This window comes from Micromonospora sp. KC213, assembly GCF_004348325.1.
Lineage (GTDB): Bacteria > Actinomycetota > Actinomycetes > Mycobacteriales > Micromonosporaceae > Micromonospora.
The window spans coordinates 19582-34654 of the sequence record NZ_SMKF01000017.1 but is presented as its reverse complement, the minus strand read 5'-3'; the positions used below and the strand labels follow the sequence as shown (position 1 = coordinate 34654).

10 protein-coding genes and 1 pseudogene are annotated in these 15073 nt (G+C 69.4%); 4 read left to right on the top strand and 7 right to left on the bottom strand.

The window, feature by feature from the left end; all coding sequences use genetic code 11:
• The first annotated feature begins 291 nt into the window (after positions 1-291).
• Positions 292-1902 (top strand): DUF885 domain-containing protein, encoded by a 1611-nt coding sequence (locus tag E1166_RS06795; protein WP_132336723.1) that lies wholly within the window; start codon positions 292-294, stop codon positions 1900-1902.
• Between the two features lie 753 nt (positions 1903-2655).
• Positions 2656-3567 carry a LysR family transcriptional regulator gene (locus tag E1166_RS06790; protein ID WP_165944265.1) on the top strand — a complete coding sequence of 304 codons (912 nt, stop codon included), beginning with the start codon at positions 2656-2658 and terminating at the stop codon, positions 3565-3567.
• 49 nt (positions 3568-3616) lie between these two features.
• On the opposite strand, the gene E1166_RS06785 is transcribed toward E1166_RS06790, so the two are convergent.
• From E1166_RS06785 to E1166_RS32655, 6 genes and pseudogenes are all read right to left on the bottom strand, one after another.
• Positions 3617-5011 carry a hypothetical protein gene (locus E1166_RS06785; RefSeq protein ID WP_132336719.1) on the bottom strand — a complete coding sequence of 465 codons (1395 nt, stop codon included), beginning with the start codon at positions 5009-5011 and terminating at the stop codon, positions 3617-3619.
• Positions 5011-6063, bottom strand: a complete 1053-nt coding sequence (locus tag E1166_RS06780) for a DUF3500 domain-containing protein (RefSeq protein ID WP_279433214.1) — start codon at positions 6061-6063, stop codon at positions 5011-5013. Before E1166_RS06780 ends, E1166_RS06785 begins: the two co-directional genes overlap by 1 nt.
• Before the next feature lie 205 nt (positions 6064-6268).
• Positions 6269-6676, bottom strand: coding sequence for a DoxX family protein (locus E1166_RS06775; protein ID WP_132336715.1), 408 nt, complete (start codon positions 6674-6676; stop codon positions 6269-6271).
• A gap of 551 nt (positions 6677-7227) precedes the next feature.
• Positions 7228-8235 (bottom strand): CU044_5270 family protein, encoded by a 1008-nt coding sequence (locus E1166_RS06770; RefSeq protein WP_132336713.1) that lies wholly within the window; start codon positions 8233-8235, stop codon positions 7228-7230.
• Complete coding sequence (locus E1166_RS06765) at positions 8235-8819, bottom strand: RNA polymerase sigma factor (RefSeq protein ID WP_132336711.1); 585 nt, start codon at positions 8817-8819, stop codon at positions 8235-8237. The genes E1166_RS06770 and E1166_RS06765 overlap by 1 nt, the downstream gene beginning before the upstream one ends.
• A gap of 2201 nt (positions 8820-11020) precedes the next feature.
• Positions 11021-11272, bottom strand: a pseudogene (locus tag E1166_RS32655) (hypothetical protein); the annotation flags it as partial.
• An 82-nt stretch (positions 11273-11354) separates the two neighbouring features.
• On the opposite strand from E1166_RS32655, the gene E1166_RS06755 reads away from it, so the two are divergent.
• Complete coding sequence (locus tag E1166_RS06755) at positions 11355-11966, top strand: HAD family phosphatase (protein WP_132336753.1); 612 nt, start codon at positions 11355-11357, stop codon at positions 11964-11966.
• 597 nt (positions 11967-12563) lie between these two features.
• Here the strand turns inward: E1166_RS06755 and E1166_RS06750 are convergent.
• Positions 12564-13727, bottom strand: coding sequence for an aminotransferase class I/II-fold pyridoxal phosphate-dependent enzyme (locus tag E1166_RS06750; protein ID WP_165944263.1), 1164 nt, complete (start codon positions 13725-13727; stop codon positions 12564-12566).
• A 250-nt stretch (positions 13728-13977) separates the two neighbouring features.
• Here E1166_RS06750 and E1166_RS06745 point away from each other — a divergent pair, with 250 nt between their 5' ends.
• Positions 13978-15021, top strand: coding sequence for an alcohol dehydrogenase catalytic domain-containing protein (locus tag E1166_RS06745; RefSeq protein WP_132336705.1), 1044 nt, complete (start codon positions 13978-13980; stop codon positions 15019-15021).
• The last annotated feature ends 52 nt before the right edge of the window (positions 15022-15073 follow it).

Genomic DNA, 15073 nt, shown 5'->3' with positions numbered 1-15073 from the left:
TGTCCGGTTTGCCCGGGCCACATCAATGGATGCCTCGGCAGGGTCGAGCCCGACGACCTCGATCCCGCGATCAACGACGACCGGCCCCGGTTTCTGACAGAAGCCCTCGGACAACTCCGCACCGTCCTCCGGGTGCTCTCCGCCCAACCGGGCAACCGAACGTCGAAGGTTTGTCCGCCGACTCCTCCGCTGGGCCGCAACCAATGTTGGCGGACCAAGTTGTCAACCACTTCCAACTGCATTGATGCAGGCCAGTACGAGCCAAGCAGGGCTGGCATTAGCATCGCCTCCGTGATCGATGACCTCGCCAGCCGGCTTCTGCGCGACGTGGCCCGCCTCGACCCCTGCGCGGCAGTGGTCTCCGGCGAGGAGGAGGTCGACGGGCTCACCGACTACAGTCCCGACGGCCACCAGGCCCGCGCCGATCTCGCTGCCCGCGCCCTGCGCGAGCTCGAGACCGTGCACGGGGCGCTGCCCGCGGCGAGCCCGCTGCACGCTCACCTCGCCGAACGGCTGCGCACCCGCATCGCCTTACACGATGCCGGGGAGGATCTGCGCGAACTGCATGCGGCGGCCACCGGCCCGCTTCAGCTCATCCGCCAGTCCGTCGAGGCGGCGGTGCCCGGCCGCGAAACCGAGGGCGCAGCTTACGAGGATGGCTGGGCCCGTGTCGCCGCGCGCCAGGCCGCGATCCCCGCGGCCTTGGACGGGTATGCCCGCAGCCTCCTGCTCGCCGCCGAGCGTGGTCACCTGCCGACGCGGCGCCAAGTGGAGCTCGTGACGCAGCGCTGCCGCAATTGGGTCGACGATGACATCGCCCTGGCGAAGCGCTACGGCGATGGGCGGCAGCGAGCGTCGCTGCAGGCGGCGGCGCGCAGCGCGCGAGAGGCGTACCAGAGACTGGCCGTGATGCTGACCGCAGACCTGGCACCGCAGGCGCGCAGTGAGGAGGCTTTCGGGCCGCATCGGTACGCACTATGGGTGCGAGCCTTCCTCGGCATCGAGCCGGATCTGCGTGAACTTTACGACTGGGGCTGGGACGAGTTCACCGCGATCGAGGCGGACCTAGTCGCGGAGGCGAAGGCCTTGGGCGGGAGCGTGCCCGAGGTGATCGATCGGCTCGACAGGCCCGACGCGCCGGGCACCCTGCATAGCCGGGCCGCGTTCGGTGCGTGGCTGCAGGAGTTACTGGAGGCCACCACCGAGCAGTTGCACGGCGTGCACTTCGACATCCCTGCGCCACTGCGGCGCATCGAGTCCCGGGTGACCGTGTCGGCCGGCACCGGCTACACCGGGCCGTCGCAGGACCTGACGCGGCCAGGCCGTGTCTGGTGGTTTCTTCCCGAGGGCCAGGCGAGCTTCCCCACCTGGTTCGCCTACAGCACCGCGTACCACGAGGGCGTTCCCGGCCACCACCTCCAGATCGGCTACGAGGCCTGCCAGGGCGGCCTTGGGCAACGGCTCAACCTGCTCGGCGGGCTCTCCGGCTGCCAAGAGGGCTGGGCCTTGTACGCCGAGCGGTTCATGGACGAACTCGGGCGCTACGAGCAGCCGGGTGCACGCTTGGGGTACCTGTTCATGCAGCTGCTGCGGGCGGCGCGGGTCGTGCTCGACATCGGCCTGCACCTACGGCTGCCGGTGCCGTTCGGTGACGGCACATCGTGGACGCCCGATGCCGCGCTACAGCTACTGCGGGACCGTTGTCATCAAGGGCCGTACGCATCCATGGAGCTCGCGCGTTATCTGGGCAGGCCAGGGCAGGCGCTGACCTACAAGGTAGGTGAACGGGTATGGCTGGCAGGCCGCTCATCCTTCCGCGGCAACCGTCGAGCATTTCACCGTCGGGCGCTGGAACTCGGCTCGCTGGGACTGGACCAGCTGAGGGCAGCGCTGACCGGATGACCACGGGTCACTCATGCATGACGCTGAAGCAGGGTCAGGCACCCCGCCCGTCAGAGTTGCGGTCTCCGGCGGTGCGACGCCGATCGTAGCGGCCAGCAGCGGGTATGCGGGTCAGGGCACTCCCAGGAGCGGGGTTACTGACACGTTACCCGGCTGGTTTTGTTCGCGAGTTTCGGCGCCGTCATGGCTTGGCCAGCTTCGCCCGTCGAGGCAGAGGGATCCACCTACGCATGGTGATAAGCCGTGGGAGGCGCGACGCGCGTTGGCTGCGGCATGAGATGCGAACGACCTCGGACGCGGGGTAGGAGTTCCAGTCCACCGTCAGCGGGGTTGCTCGCTGGTCCAGCTTTGCCGCAGCCGGTCGATCAGGTCGATGATGCGATGACCGACGCCGGGCTGCTGGATCAGACCGGCGGGTTCGCCCTCACCACAGCATGCCTGGCCTGGTGACCGACACGCTCGGGCTGAGCCCAGAGTGGTCCACCGGGGGAACGTCCCGTGACCCTTCGAATCTTGAGGTCACCCCGTAGCTCGGCCGGGAATCCTGCCGGCAGGAAGCCCGGATAGTCGACGGCAGAGGCGAAACTAGAACCTTGCTCTACCCGGTCAAGGTCCGAGCCGGCGGGCCCCGAAATCGACCCGCATCGAAGTGTCACGAATCTGCGCCTTCGTCACAGCCCGACGCACTTGCCCGCCGATATGCCGACCCGTGCGATCGAGCGCCGACGCGAGGATCACATGCATACTATGCGCGTGAAGCATAGTCACCTCGGCTTGTTGCAGGAACTGCGCGCCTTGGCCGTGCTGCTCGAGGAGCGGCACGTGTCCCGAGCCGCCGTGCGGTTCCACCTGAGCCAGTCGTCGATGAGCCGCACCCTGCAGCGGTTGCGGGTGCTATTCGGCGACGAACTCCTGGTGCGGTCCGGCGGCGACTACGAGCTGACGCCGCGGGCGCGAGAGATGCGGCACGAGCTGGGGCTCCTGCTGCCGCGCCTGGAGAACCTCGTCGCCGGACGCGGCTTCGACCCGGCCACGGCCACCGGCGTCATGCGCATCGTCGGCACCGACTACACCACCGCGACCCTGGGACCGCACCTGCTGCCCCGGCTCTACACGGCCGCACCCAACCTCGAGATCCGCATCGAGCCACGGGATCAGAACAGCTACCCGGACCTCGAACGCGGCCGTGCCGAACTCGCCCTGTCGGTGCTCCACCCGGCGGCCCCGCTGCGCTGGCAGCAACTTTTCACCGACGACCTCGTCTGTGTGGTGGACCGCGACCATCCTGTCCAGGATCGTTTCTCGCTGTCCGACTACCTAGACGCCCGCCACGTGGTCATCACGCTGATCTCGAACGAGCAGCCGATGATCGAGCGGTGGTTGCAGAACCACGGCCGCAGCCGGACAGCCGCGCTGCGGGTGACATTCTTCAGCGCGGCGATCACCGCGACGCCCGGCACGTCCCTCGTGGCGACAGTTCCTCGCCGACTGGCGGAGGTCCAGGTGACGGATCCGCGGCTGCGGCTGGTCGAAGCGCCGGAAGAGTTCGATGCCTTCCCGTACGGAATGATCTGGCATCCGCGTCTCGATACCGACCCGGCGCACCAGTGGCTACGCGAGATGGTCCGCGAAGCGGCCAAGGAGATGACTTCTTCCCGCCCCTGACGCCCTTCAGGGTCCACCGCTGCGAGGTACCGTTTCCGGCCAAGGGCGGTCAGGCCAGAGGCGGGACACCGGCGTCGAACGCGCGGAGGAGCAGTCCGATACCGAGCCCGGTGACCACGACAGCGCTGACCAGAGGAAGGGTATGTGTCCAGCGGTTGCCGATGTGTTCGAAGCGGCCGATCAGCCGACGGGATCGGACCAACATGATGCCGAGGCCCATCAGAACCGCCGCAAGGCCGAGGCTGAAGGAGAAGATCAGGCCGAGGCCGAGAACGGTTCGGTTGACGCCGACGGCCAGGACCATGACGCCGAGTGCCTCGGGGCAGGGGATGAGTCCGCCGGAGACTCCCATGGCGACGAGGCCGCGCGCGGTGACCCCGCCAGCCGGCAGAGCGTGCGTGTGCGGCCGTCCGCCGTGGCTGTGCGTGTGGGGACCACCGGTGCCTGCGTGACCGTGACCGTGTGTCCGGTTCCTGATGCTGGACCAGCGCTGCTTGACGAGTATCAGTCCGATCGCGAGCACGAGCGCGCCGGAGACTGTTTCCAGGATGGGTACGAGGATCCCGGGCACGAGGAAGCGGCTCGCGAACAGGGCGACGAGGCCGATGCCGATGACCGACGCCGTGTGGGTGAAGGTGACGACGGCACCGAGCGTCAACGCGTTGCGGGTGGTGCCGCCGCTGCCGACGAGGTATGCCGCCATGAGGGTCTTGGCATGTCCGGGGGTCAAGGCGTGCAGTGCGCCGAGGAGAGCGGCGAAGCCGAACGCCAGCAGCACCACGGTCAGCGAGAGCGTTGGTGACTCAAGGATGCTGAGCAGGCGGCCGGCCTGCTCGGCGGTGTGCGGGGAGCCGGTGGCAGCTACCGAGGAGGATGCCGCCGCGGTATCGATGCGGTAGGCGATGCGGCTCTGCTGCTGCGTCGCGTCACGGTGCTGGGCGCCCAGCACGACCGGTCCGTCTTTGCCGACGGTCGCGTTGACCTGGTAGGCGGCGCCTTCCGGGGCGTGGTCGTTGCGGAAGAGGATCTCGTGCGTGCCCGCGGCGGACGGTGCGCCACGGGCCTCGGCGTGGAGGCGGATCGTGCCGTAGCCGGCCTGGATGGTCAGGTATGGCGGCACGTCCACCCTGGACAGCACGGCTCGCAGCGGCTGTCCATCGGCGCGAAGCTCAAGGAATCCCAGGATGCGTTCGCCATAGGCACGGGCTTCGAGGTCGGTGATCTGCTGATCAGCGTCGGGATCGAGGGCGGCGAGGGCGGCGGGTGCGACGAGTACGCCGGGGTAGATGGCGAGTTCGACGCCGATCGTGTGGGGCGCCGGGGCCAGATAAGCCACCTGCAGGTAGGCGTCGAGCGGGTGTGCTGCCGCCGGACCGGCCGGCAGCAGCACACCGGCGAGCGCGGTGACCGTGATGAGGGACAGGATCGCGCCGAGCCGCCTCATCAGCAGACCGTGCCACCGTAGTCGTTGGTGGGGTCGCGGTACATACCGTGGGTATGATTCGCCGGGTTGCCATTGCCGCCGCCCAGGCTGTTCGGGGCGTACTCGATGACGACATGCGGACCGGTGATCCGGAAGTAAGCCGCGCTACCCGGTGTCGTCGGCCCGTACCAGGCGAAGTAGGTGTCGGCCAGGTCTTTCTTCAGCTGCTTGCGGCGGGCGGCGGCGGCCTGGTTGTGCGCCAGTCCGCTGTACTCGTCGATCAGTGTGAGAAACGTGGCGCGCTGGGCGGCGGTCATCGCCGAGCCCGGTAGCCCTTCCGGCGAGAGGGTACGGCAGTCCTGTCCGGGGCCCAGCACCACATCGATGTATGTGTCGCCGAGCACGGCCCTGCCCCTTGCGCTGCCATGCAGGAGATTGACCAGCGCGAACGCCTTGTCGGTGATGTCGCCAAGCGGACGGACGGTGGTGCCGTCGGAGGCGGTGTAGGTCCCCGGCTGGACGCCTAGGACGGTGGGGGTCAAGGACAGTTTGTCGCCCTCGATGGTGGCGTTGACCGTCAGATGGTGACCGCCGAACTGCCACTGCCACGGTTTGGTTGCCGACGGCTCCCCGATGATCGCAATCCAGAAGAACTGGCTGCCGAAGTCCAGCCCGGTCGTGTTGCCGGCGGCCAGCACGTCGTCGGCGGCCCGCGCTGCCATCACGCGGCTGTAGCCCTCGGTGCTAAGCGTCGCCCGCATAACCGCCAGGAAGGCAAGGACCTTCTGCTCGTCAAGGTCTCGGACCATCAGCCCGGCGCGCTGGAACAGCGGCGACGGCAGGTTGGACCACCGCTGCCGCTGCGCTGTGTCGCCACGTTCGAAAAGGACAGCGTCTCTCTCCGCGTCATCGAGGACGCGGAGGAACGCGTTCGCCGCCGCCACGATCCTCGCGGTGGCGGAGCCGGACGAACTCGACGTGGTCCGGGCATCCGGCCGCGTTGTGGCAGCCGCGCCGGACGTCAACCCGAGCACCAGCAGGCCGGCAGCGACCGCCGACCCGACGCGAAACATCGGTCCGTGACCGCCTGACGCCCGCGATGGCCGCGGGAGAGCCTTCATCGCTCCATCAACGTGCTTTCGGGGCCGATCTGGCAACTGCATCGTCGAAAATTCCTCATTCTGGTGGGCGCCGGCTCGGGCCGGGCACGGAATGCATTGTTGAGTCGGCTGCAGGGGCAAGGGGAACAGCGGTCAGTTGAAACCGGCGCTGTCACCATCAGGCGGGAACCACCTCCGCCGACCGTCGGTGCCACAGCGCGTCGATCGACCACGGCCCCGCACCGAGCACTGCGACCGCCAAAAATGCCCACGCATACAGGGCCGCCTCCACGCCGCCGTTCTGCGTCGGGAACAGCGCCTGCGGCTGGTGCACCACGAAGTACGCGTACGCCATCGCTCCCGAGGCCAGTATCGCGGCCGGTCGGGTAACGGCGCCGAGCAGGACGAGCGCGCCGCAGACCATTTCGATGAGACCTGCCCACCAACCGGGCCACTCGCCGAAGGGGACCGGTTCGGTGCGGCCCATGATGCCGAAGATCGCGCCCAGCCCATGGAAGCTGAACAGCAGTCCGATGACGATGCGGAAGACCGACAGGAACGGTCCGGTAAGTCGCTGAGCATTCATTCATGGCTCCCAGTCAGATTGGCGTCGGAAACGACGGTGAGGAACTCCGCCCGAGCGGTCGGAGCAGGCCATCAATCTGGCATTCAGCGAGACCGACCACCAACGCAGAAAGTGGCTGTGCGGTATGCGCCCGCCGCATACAGATCCTGAAAATCCAGGTTTGTCCACTGTGTAGCGGTGTGTCGCTGGTTTGTCGGGTGTGGTGGGGTAGGTCGGGTCGGATGAGGTGTCCCGACGGAGGTGAGTTGTCCGCGCGGGGCGGGCGAAGCGGAAAGCGGTACGGCGGCAGGCGGTTGGGGGGTTCGCCCAGGATGTGGCGGTGCCGGAGCTCACGGCGCGGTTGCGGGTGTCGCTGACGGCGGCAGTCGGCCACGGCCTGCTGCGACTCGGCGAGAGAGTGCCAAGCCGGCGCCCGTGGCACCACCGAACTATCCCGACACAGCGTCAACGACCTCGACCTCATCGCTGCCACTCTCGACAGCCAACCCCGCAAAACCCTGGGAATACGCTGCTCCCATGGTCAGGAAACCCTGACCATGGGAGCGCCAGGGTCAGCTGGTCTGGCCGGGGGCATCCACTATCACGGCGGCGTTTCGCACCAGGAGGCGCTGGATGGTGCCCTTCCTGATCCGGCGGCTCCCGTCGAGCGCGTTGGTGGTGTGGTCGGCGATCGCCACCGCCCGCTCGCCGATCAGCCGGTACGTCTCCGGGTCGAGCAGCATCTCGTCCCGCAGCCAGCCGTCCTGCACCCGGGCGACCGCGATGGCCGGCCGGCCGTCGAGGTTGACCGCGTCGGGCACCAGCGTGACGCCGGAGAGCTTGCCCAGCGCGCGGAACAGCGCGGACTCAACGGCCGGCGGCAGCAGGTTGTCCCGCACGATGGCATTGATCGTGGTGAAGGCGATCCCGTCCTCGCCGTCGCGGGTGCCGCCGCCGACGCCGCCGACCTGGTCACGAACCCAGGCCAGCACCGCGTCCGGATCGGGGGGCAGGTTGGCGAGCGTCGCGTAGTCGAACCCGAAACTCATCATGGCGCTGGGATGGGTGACGAGCTTGCCGTCCTTGTAGATGGCCACCTGCTTGCCGTCGATACTGCGCCACACCCGGCCGGTGTGGCTCTCGTAGGGACCGCTTTCGACGAACCCGCCCGGCCCCTTGCCGGACGTCGTTCGTGTCTCGAGGTACAACCACTGGTCTGGCCGCGGCCTGGTGAAACGCCGCTTGGCGGCTGCGTCCGCGGCGTACCCGAGGGCCTCCGCGGCGTTGGCCGGCCTGGCAGCCGGCAGCCCCGGCAGCACCGGGCCCACCTGGCCGTCCCGGGTGACCGGGCCGGAAGTCTCCACCACCACCAGGCCGCCGACCGCGACCGCCGCCGCGACCGCCGGCACCGCGATCCGCCAGCCCAGGCGCGCCCATCGGGTACGCCGGGCGGCGCGCGCCGGCATGGCCGGCGCGGCTTGGGCCAGGGCGAGGAGCGCGGTGCGGGCCCGCGCCTCGCTATCCAGCTCGGGTACCGGGTCAGGGCCGCCCAACGCACGCAGGATCTGCAGGTCGTCCACTATTCGTTCACCTCCGGGTCGAGGTTCGGGTTGGTCATGCCCAGGGCGGACCGCATCTGGGTACGGGCCCGGTGCAGTCGGGAACGGGCGGTCCCGGCTGGTACGTCCATGGCGGTGGCGGCGTCCTGGCAGCTCAGCCCGGCCCACGCCACCAGCAGCAGCACCTCCCGTTCGGGTGCGGGCAGCGCGGCCAGCGCCTCCGCCAGCCGGTCGCGCACCGCCGCCGCGTCGAGCCGGCCGGCGACCGCGTCGCCGTCCCACTCGACCACGCCGATGGCGCCGGTGCGGGCCAACGCGCGCAGGTGTCGGGCCTCAGCCCGGGCGTGGCGGGCGATGAGGTTGGCCGCGATGCCGTACAGCCACGGTCCGGCGTCCGCCCGGGTACCGTCGTAGCCGTCCCGCCGGTCGAAGGCGATCAGGAACGTCTCCGCCGCGATGTCGTCGGCGAGGCCGGCACCAAGTCGCCGGGCGGCGTAGGCGTAGATCTTCCGGTAGTGCCGGTCGAACAGCGCGGCGAACGCCTCCGGCTGCCGCCGCGCCCGACCGATCACCTCCGCGTCCGATGCCTCGGTGAGCACCGACATGCCCGCCTCCCCCATCTCTCGCCGTGGCCTGCTGTCGGGCTTTCGCCGATCACCCGCGGGGTGTTCGCGGACCGTCACGCCGCGCGCAGCCGGTAGGCGCGCACGACAGTCTGGGTGACGGAGTTGCCTTCGCTGTCGGTTGCGGTGGCGCGCAGCGAGACGTAGCCCGGACCGGCCGGGTGGCGCAGCCAGGCGGTGCCACCGGTTCCGGTGCGCCGCACCTCGACCCGGCGCCAGGTGGCACCGTCGTCGTACGACACGTCGACGCTCAGCTCCGTCAGCGCGCCCGCCGCGGAACCCGGCTGCGGCGACACCACCACCGGCACCGGGTACGCCCGGCCACCCGGCGCCGCGTTGCGGTCGTCCAGCACCGGCGTGAACCGCACCGCCGACAGCGGCAACGCCACCGGCGTATCCCCTCCGACGTGCGCGGAGCCGAACGTCCACGCAGTCGCGATCTCGGTGGACAGCGTCTGCGGCTGGCCCCGGGTGGCGGCGATCTCCAGCCGGTACCGGCGAGGCTCGGCGGGCACCGGGAAGTCGCCGAAGTGACGGTCCGACTCGCCGACCAGCTCGCCGTCCTGGTAGAGGCGCATCGAATAGGTGGCGTCCTCGGGGCCGTAGCCGTCCCGGCCGGCGGCATCCCCGTACCACGAGGGCGTGGCCATGATCAGGTCGGCGCTCCGGGTCACCCACAGTGTCGGATGCTCACGCGGCGGGAAGACCGGGGCGAAGACGCCCTTGTTCCAGTCCTCCTGGTAGACGCGGCCCGGCCGGTACGCCACCGGTGCCGCGTGGTGCCACTGCAGCGTCGTCGGGTAGTCCTCGCCGGTTAGCTGCTCGCTGACGAAGACCTCCCAGTGCACGCCGGCGTCGGTGTTGTAGTACTCGGTGGCGACGCGCGGGAGGGGGCCGGCCGCGCCGGGCTGAGCCCACCGCATGCCCCACGGTACGCCGGGGAGCTCGTAGTACGCGCCGACGAGCCCCGTGGTCCCGGCGGCGGTCTGCGCCTGTCGGGTCCGTACGGTAGCCAGCTCCCGGTGGGTCGGGTGGCGGTCGAGGCCCGTCCACATCCGCCCGTGCTGGTAGTAGGCCAGGTGGTACGCGTACGCGCTGTCGCCCTCGGCGGCCTGCCGCCACCCGGCGGCGACCAGCGCGGTGAACCCGTCGGCGGGCGCACCGACCTGGGCGGTGTACTGGCGTTCGGTGCTGCCGGCGATCAAGCCTCCGCCCACGGCCTCCCCGGCCACGTTCGTGCTGTACCCGATGACCGCGTCGCCCGGCACCGCATCCGGCTCCGGCACCGAGACCGACACCGGTTTGCCGAGCCGGGCGTCCATGACGACCGTCCGCGGACCGGTCAGCTCCACCACCGGCTGCACCAGCATGGTGCCGGCGAAGGGATCGTCCGCAGCGTGGGGGATGAACGTGCCGAGCTGGTAGCGACCGCGCGGCAGCTGGACCGTGACGGTGCCGCTGGAGTCGTACAGCGTCTCGGTGCCGGACCCGTCCAGCGCGTGAGCGAAGCTGGTGTAGTCCGTCGCGGGCCGGCCGTTTCGGTGCAGGTAGCGAATCGTGAGCTCGTACGTCTCGGCGTCCGGCATCGCGGCCACCGGAGCCGGCTCGTCCAACCGGACCGTCGAGAGCCGGCCGGCGGCGAGGTCCCGCCAGAGCGCGGCGCGCCCCTCCGGACGTACCCGCCGCGCGTCGCCCGCCACGACCAGCGGCGGGTTGTCGCCCGCGCGGAGCAGGCGGGTGACGTCGAACAACCGGGGGTCCAGCCGGCCGCTGCCCAGCAGCGCCGCCGCGTCCGTCGGCACCACGTGCAGGGCACCGCGCTCCCACCGGGTCAGGAAACTCGCCTTCTCGCGGCCCGGCGCCCGGTCGACCTCGAGGCGCCGGCTGTCACCGTGGACGATGATCCGGTCGCCGGTCAGGAGCGTCACGGTCTGTTCGCGCGCCGGCCGTGGGGCGGCGATCTTCGCGGTCGCTTCGCCGCTGCGTGCGGTCCAGGTAATCGTGGTACCCACCAGCGTGGCGCCCACCACGGCGGCCGCCACCCATCGTTGTGTCAACATGCTTGTCTTTGCCCGACAACCCACCAAGTGTTCGCTCCAAGGTGTTGCCGGATCCCGTAGCGACGAGGAGGTGATCGCGATGGTGTTCCGTCCGTCTGTGCTCCCGACCCGTCTGGGCGGTTCCGCCTCAGCGCTCACCACTGCGAGGACGCCGAGGTCGAGCGCGATGACCAGGTAGACAGAGGCGGTCCGGCGTAGCAGCCCGCAGACGACCACGACGGCGATCACCGCCGGGCCGGCCACCACCTCGGCGGCCAGGAGCAGCAGTGCCACGTTTGCCTCACGCGCCAGTTCGTCGGCACCGGCGCCCTGGTCACTGTGCCGGTCCGCCCAGCCCTCGAGGCCGATGGCGAACACCCACCCGAGCAGCACCAGCGCGCCGTGAGCCGTGCCACCGCCGTCGGGGTCGTCAGGTGCCGCCGAGACGGAGGAGACCGAGTGCGATCATGCGTATGTGATGATCAAAGCCACGAGTGCAGCCGATCTTGAGCCAGCGTCTCGGCACGAGGCGCTGCTGTTCGATTGGGACGGCACGCTGGCCGACAGCCAGTCGGTGAATTTCCAGGTTCTACGAGCGGCGCTCGAGCCGACCGGCGTGGTGCTGGAGCAGCCTTGGTTCGATGCGCGCACGGGGATGTCAACCAGGGAGATGGTTGCTCTGCTCGCAGCGGCACAGGATGTGATGGTCGACACCGAGGTAGTCGCCGACCGGCGTGATGCCGCTTACCTGCAGCGCGCTCACGAGGTTGGTGAGATCGCGGTGGTGACGTCGGTCCTGCGGAACCACCGCAGCCATCGGAAGACCGCTCTGGCCACCGGCGGCGCGCGGCAGACCGTGACCGCGACGGCTGCGGCTCTCCGCTTGTTCGATCTCTTCGATGTCGTGGTAACACGCGAGGACGTCGAACGAGGCAAACCGGCCCCGGACCTCTTCCTCCTGGCCGCCGAGCGTCTAGGCGTCGCTGCTGGGCAGTGTCTGGTCTATGAGGACAGCGACGAGGGACTGGCCGCGGCGGCAGATGCCGGCATGGACGCCATTGACGTGCGTCCCCTACGGCTGCTTACCTGACCTCCGAGCCAGCCTGACTCAGGTAGAGAATCGACCGTCACTGCAGTGAGCAGGTCTGGTTTCACGTTCACAACGCTGGCGATGACGAGCTCGTTGCCCAGGACTTCCTTGAGTTCGTCGCGGGCCGCGGGCTCAAGCCCTGACCACCGCCGTTGTGGCGTTCCTCGCGTATCGCCGCTGGGTGACGCGCGACTTGCGGCTGGCCGAGTACGGGCTCGGGGCCGAGCGGGTCTCAGACCTGACATCACCTGTCGATGAATGTCGAGGCCCGGATGATGAACATGAATTTGCAGGCAGTCGGGGCGTGTCTGCGGTTCAGAAGGCGACGATGTGTCATTCGTGCGAATGTCTCCACGCCGGACGGGGTTGGCGTTGGGTGGTGTCGGCAGGCCGGTACGAGAAATGATCAGTCGATCACAGCGCGGCCGATAACCCGGTATCGGCGACCAGCATGCGACGACACGTCGATGAGCACCTCCAACGCCGTCCCTGCGCGCCCAGCCCTGGGTGGAGTGACCGCGACCAGGATCGCGACGGCTGGGCCTGCGGCGTCATAGAGACAGCCCGAGTGGTTGTGCCTAAAGACCTCGTCGTGCATTACGCGTGCCGAGAAGAACCCGCCTCCGCGCCGAATGCGACCAGCCGCTCGATGCCGGTGACGAGGTCGGCGGCCGGGGCCGCGAGCGACAGGCGCACCCAGCCCTCGCCGTGGTCGCCGAACGCCCTGCCGGGAGCCACGGCCACCCGCTGCTCGTCCAGCAGGCGTACCGCGAAGGACGTGGTGTCGCTGGTGTGGACCCGTAGCCAGAGGTAGTAGGCACCGGCCGGGTGGGCGTACGGGACCGCGGTGGCTCGCAGCAGTTCGAGGGCCTCGTCCCGCCGCCTCAGGTAGGCTGTTCGGGCGCGATCGACGTGGTCCTGTGGACCGGTCAGCGCCGCCAGGGCGCCGTACTGGACCGGTGTTCCCACACAAGCGAGCATCGCCTCCTGTGCCCGCACCGCCAGCGGGGCGAGCACCTCCGGCAGAACGAGATAGCCCACCCGAAGGCCGGTCATCCCATGGGTCTTGGAGAAGCTGAAACAGGTGAGCACACGTCCGTCAGGATCCGCCCGAGCCGTGCTCACGTGGGGACCGTCGAAGGTGAACGCCTCATAGCACTCGTCCGACAGGATCCACAGGTCCCGCTCGTGGGCGAGGCGCACGAGCCGCTCCAGCAGGGGGCCGTCCAGCACGGTGGCGACCGGATTGGCCGGCGAGTTGACGAGGATCGCGCGCGTGCGCGGGCCCACCAACCGAGCCAGTTCGTCGACGTCCGGGAGGAAGCCGTTGGCCTTCCGCAGTGGATAGCCGCGGGGTCGCGCGGCCAGCAGGCGGACGATGCCGCCGGCGTTCGGCCAGCCCGGGTCGGGGACGAGCACGTCATCACCGGGGCGCAGGACGACTGTGAGGCCCAGGTGCAGCGCCTGGGTGCCGCCGGCGGTGACCACGACCCGCTCGGACCGCAGGGCGAGGTCGTTCGCACTGGCCAACTTGGCACTGATCGCGTCGCGCAGCGCCGGCAGCCCGGCGCTCGGCGCGTACCCCGTCTCCCCTCGCGCCTGCGCCTCGGCGATCGCGTCCCCGACGTGCGGTGGGGTGGGGAAGCCGGGCTCCCCGATGTGCAGGCTCACGACCGGGCCCGGGGCGCGGCGCGCGCGCTCCATGATGGCGCGGATGCCGGAACCGGCCAGCTGCGCGGCGTATGGGGATGGCTTCGGCACAGCCACCATGTACCGTGTGCGCTGACGGCCACACAATGTGATCTTCCCCACACCGCCAGTGAGAGCTAGATCCAGACTGCGGCGACCAGTAATGACACCTCCGAGTTTCGGCAATTCCGGCGTATCATCGCCTTGACGGTTTCCGAGAACGGTCGCTAGAGTCGGCCTCCGCTAAGCAACCTTCGACTACGGTCAATGGCGATCAAGGCGTCGGTAGCATGGCGGTGAATGTTTGCCGAACCATGCGAGGATGATGCACGTGGCAGACGGAAATCCGGTCACAGTGATTTCCCTCATCGAGAACAACGGCGTTGTACGGACCACACGAACAAGAAATTCCGCATTCGCTTCAATACAACCAGAAATCGTAGGCGTCTGCGGAACAGATCGACATCTCTTTGAGGGCCGGCTGTCAGCTCCGGCGGGAACCGTTATCGGTCACGAGATTGTCGGCCACGTGGAAACGCTACCTCCGGAGTTTCCTCTGGTGGCGGACTGGGACGTCCGGGTCGGCGATCGGGTCGTTGTCGCGCCTGGCATCTCCTGCCAGCGTTGCCCGCACTGCCTGCGCTACGGCATGTACTGCCAGCGTCGCAAGCTCTACGGCCTGGGGTCGGCCGGCCATGGGATCCACGGCGGCCTCAGCGACACGGTGGAGTTGCTGCCGGACACTCGACTGTTCCGGGTGCCCGACCGACTGCCCGCGCAGAGGGCCGTCTTCATCGAACCGGTCGCCTGCGGGGTACGGGCGATGCACACCGCCTCGCTCACCGTGGGACCGCTGTCGGGACGTCGTGCCCTGATCGTGGGATTCGGCGGGATCGGGCTCGCGGTGGCCACGGTCGCCGCGTACGCGGGCGCCCACGTCGAGATCTGTGAACTGGACGGCCTCCGTCAGCAGGTGGCCGAGCGGCTGGGCTTCCCGGTGGCGACGCCGTCGCAGGTCGAGCCGGGCTCGTACGACCTGGCCGTCGAGTGCGCAGGCGTGCCGGCCGCGTTCGCCGGCGCGGTCCGGGCGGTGCGGCCGGGCGGCACCGTGATCGAGATGGGCAACTTCGCCGACGCCGGGCCCGGCGAGGTGCCGGTCGCCGAAATCTGCCAGCGCGACATCCGGGTCGCGGGCGTGTCGGAGACCCGCGACGCCGACTTCCGGGTCGCGGTGGACGTGGTGGCGCACAGTCCGATCGACCTCGCCGCCGCGATCGGCACAGTGCACCGGTTCCAGGACCTCGACGCCCCCGAGGTGTTGTTCACCAAGTGGGACGTGCTCAAACAGGTGGTCTGCTTCGACTGACGAAGGTCCTGGGTGGAGCCGCCGGTGGACCCCAACTCGTCCACCGGCCGCC

Excerpts from the sequence above, each read along its gene's own strand:
- E1166_RS06785 (WP_132336719.1), bottom strand. The coding sequence starts at position 5,011 with ATGAGGCGGCTCGGCGCGATCCTGTCCCTCATCACGGTCACCGCGCTC.
- E1166_RS06780 (WP_279433214.1), bottom strand. The coding sequence starts at position 6,063 with ATGTTTCGCGTCGGGTCGGCGGTCGCTGCCGGCCTGCTGGTGCTCGGG.
- E1166_RS06775 (WP_132336715.1), bottom strand. The coding sequence starts at position 6,676 with ATGAATGCTCAGCGACTTACCGGACCGTTCCTGTCGGTCTTCCGCATC.
- E1166_RS06765 (WP_132336711.1), bottom strand. The coding sequence starts at position 8,819 with ATGTCGGTGCTCACCGAGGCATCGGACGCGGAGGTGATCGGTCGGGCG.
- E1166_RS06755 (WP_132336753.1), top strand. The coding sequence starts at position 11,355 with ATGATCAAAGCCACGAGTGCAGCCGATCTTGAGCCAGCGTCTCGGCAC.
- E1166_RS06745 (WP_132336705.1), top strand. The coding sequence starts at position 13,978 with ATGATGCACGTGGCAGACGGAAATCCGGTCACAGTGATTTCCCTCATC.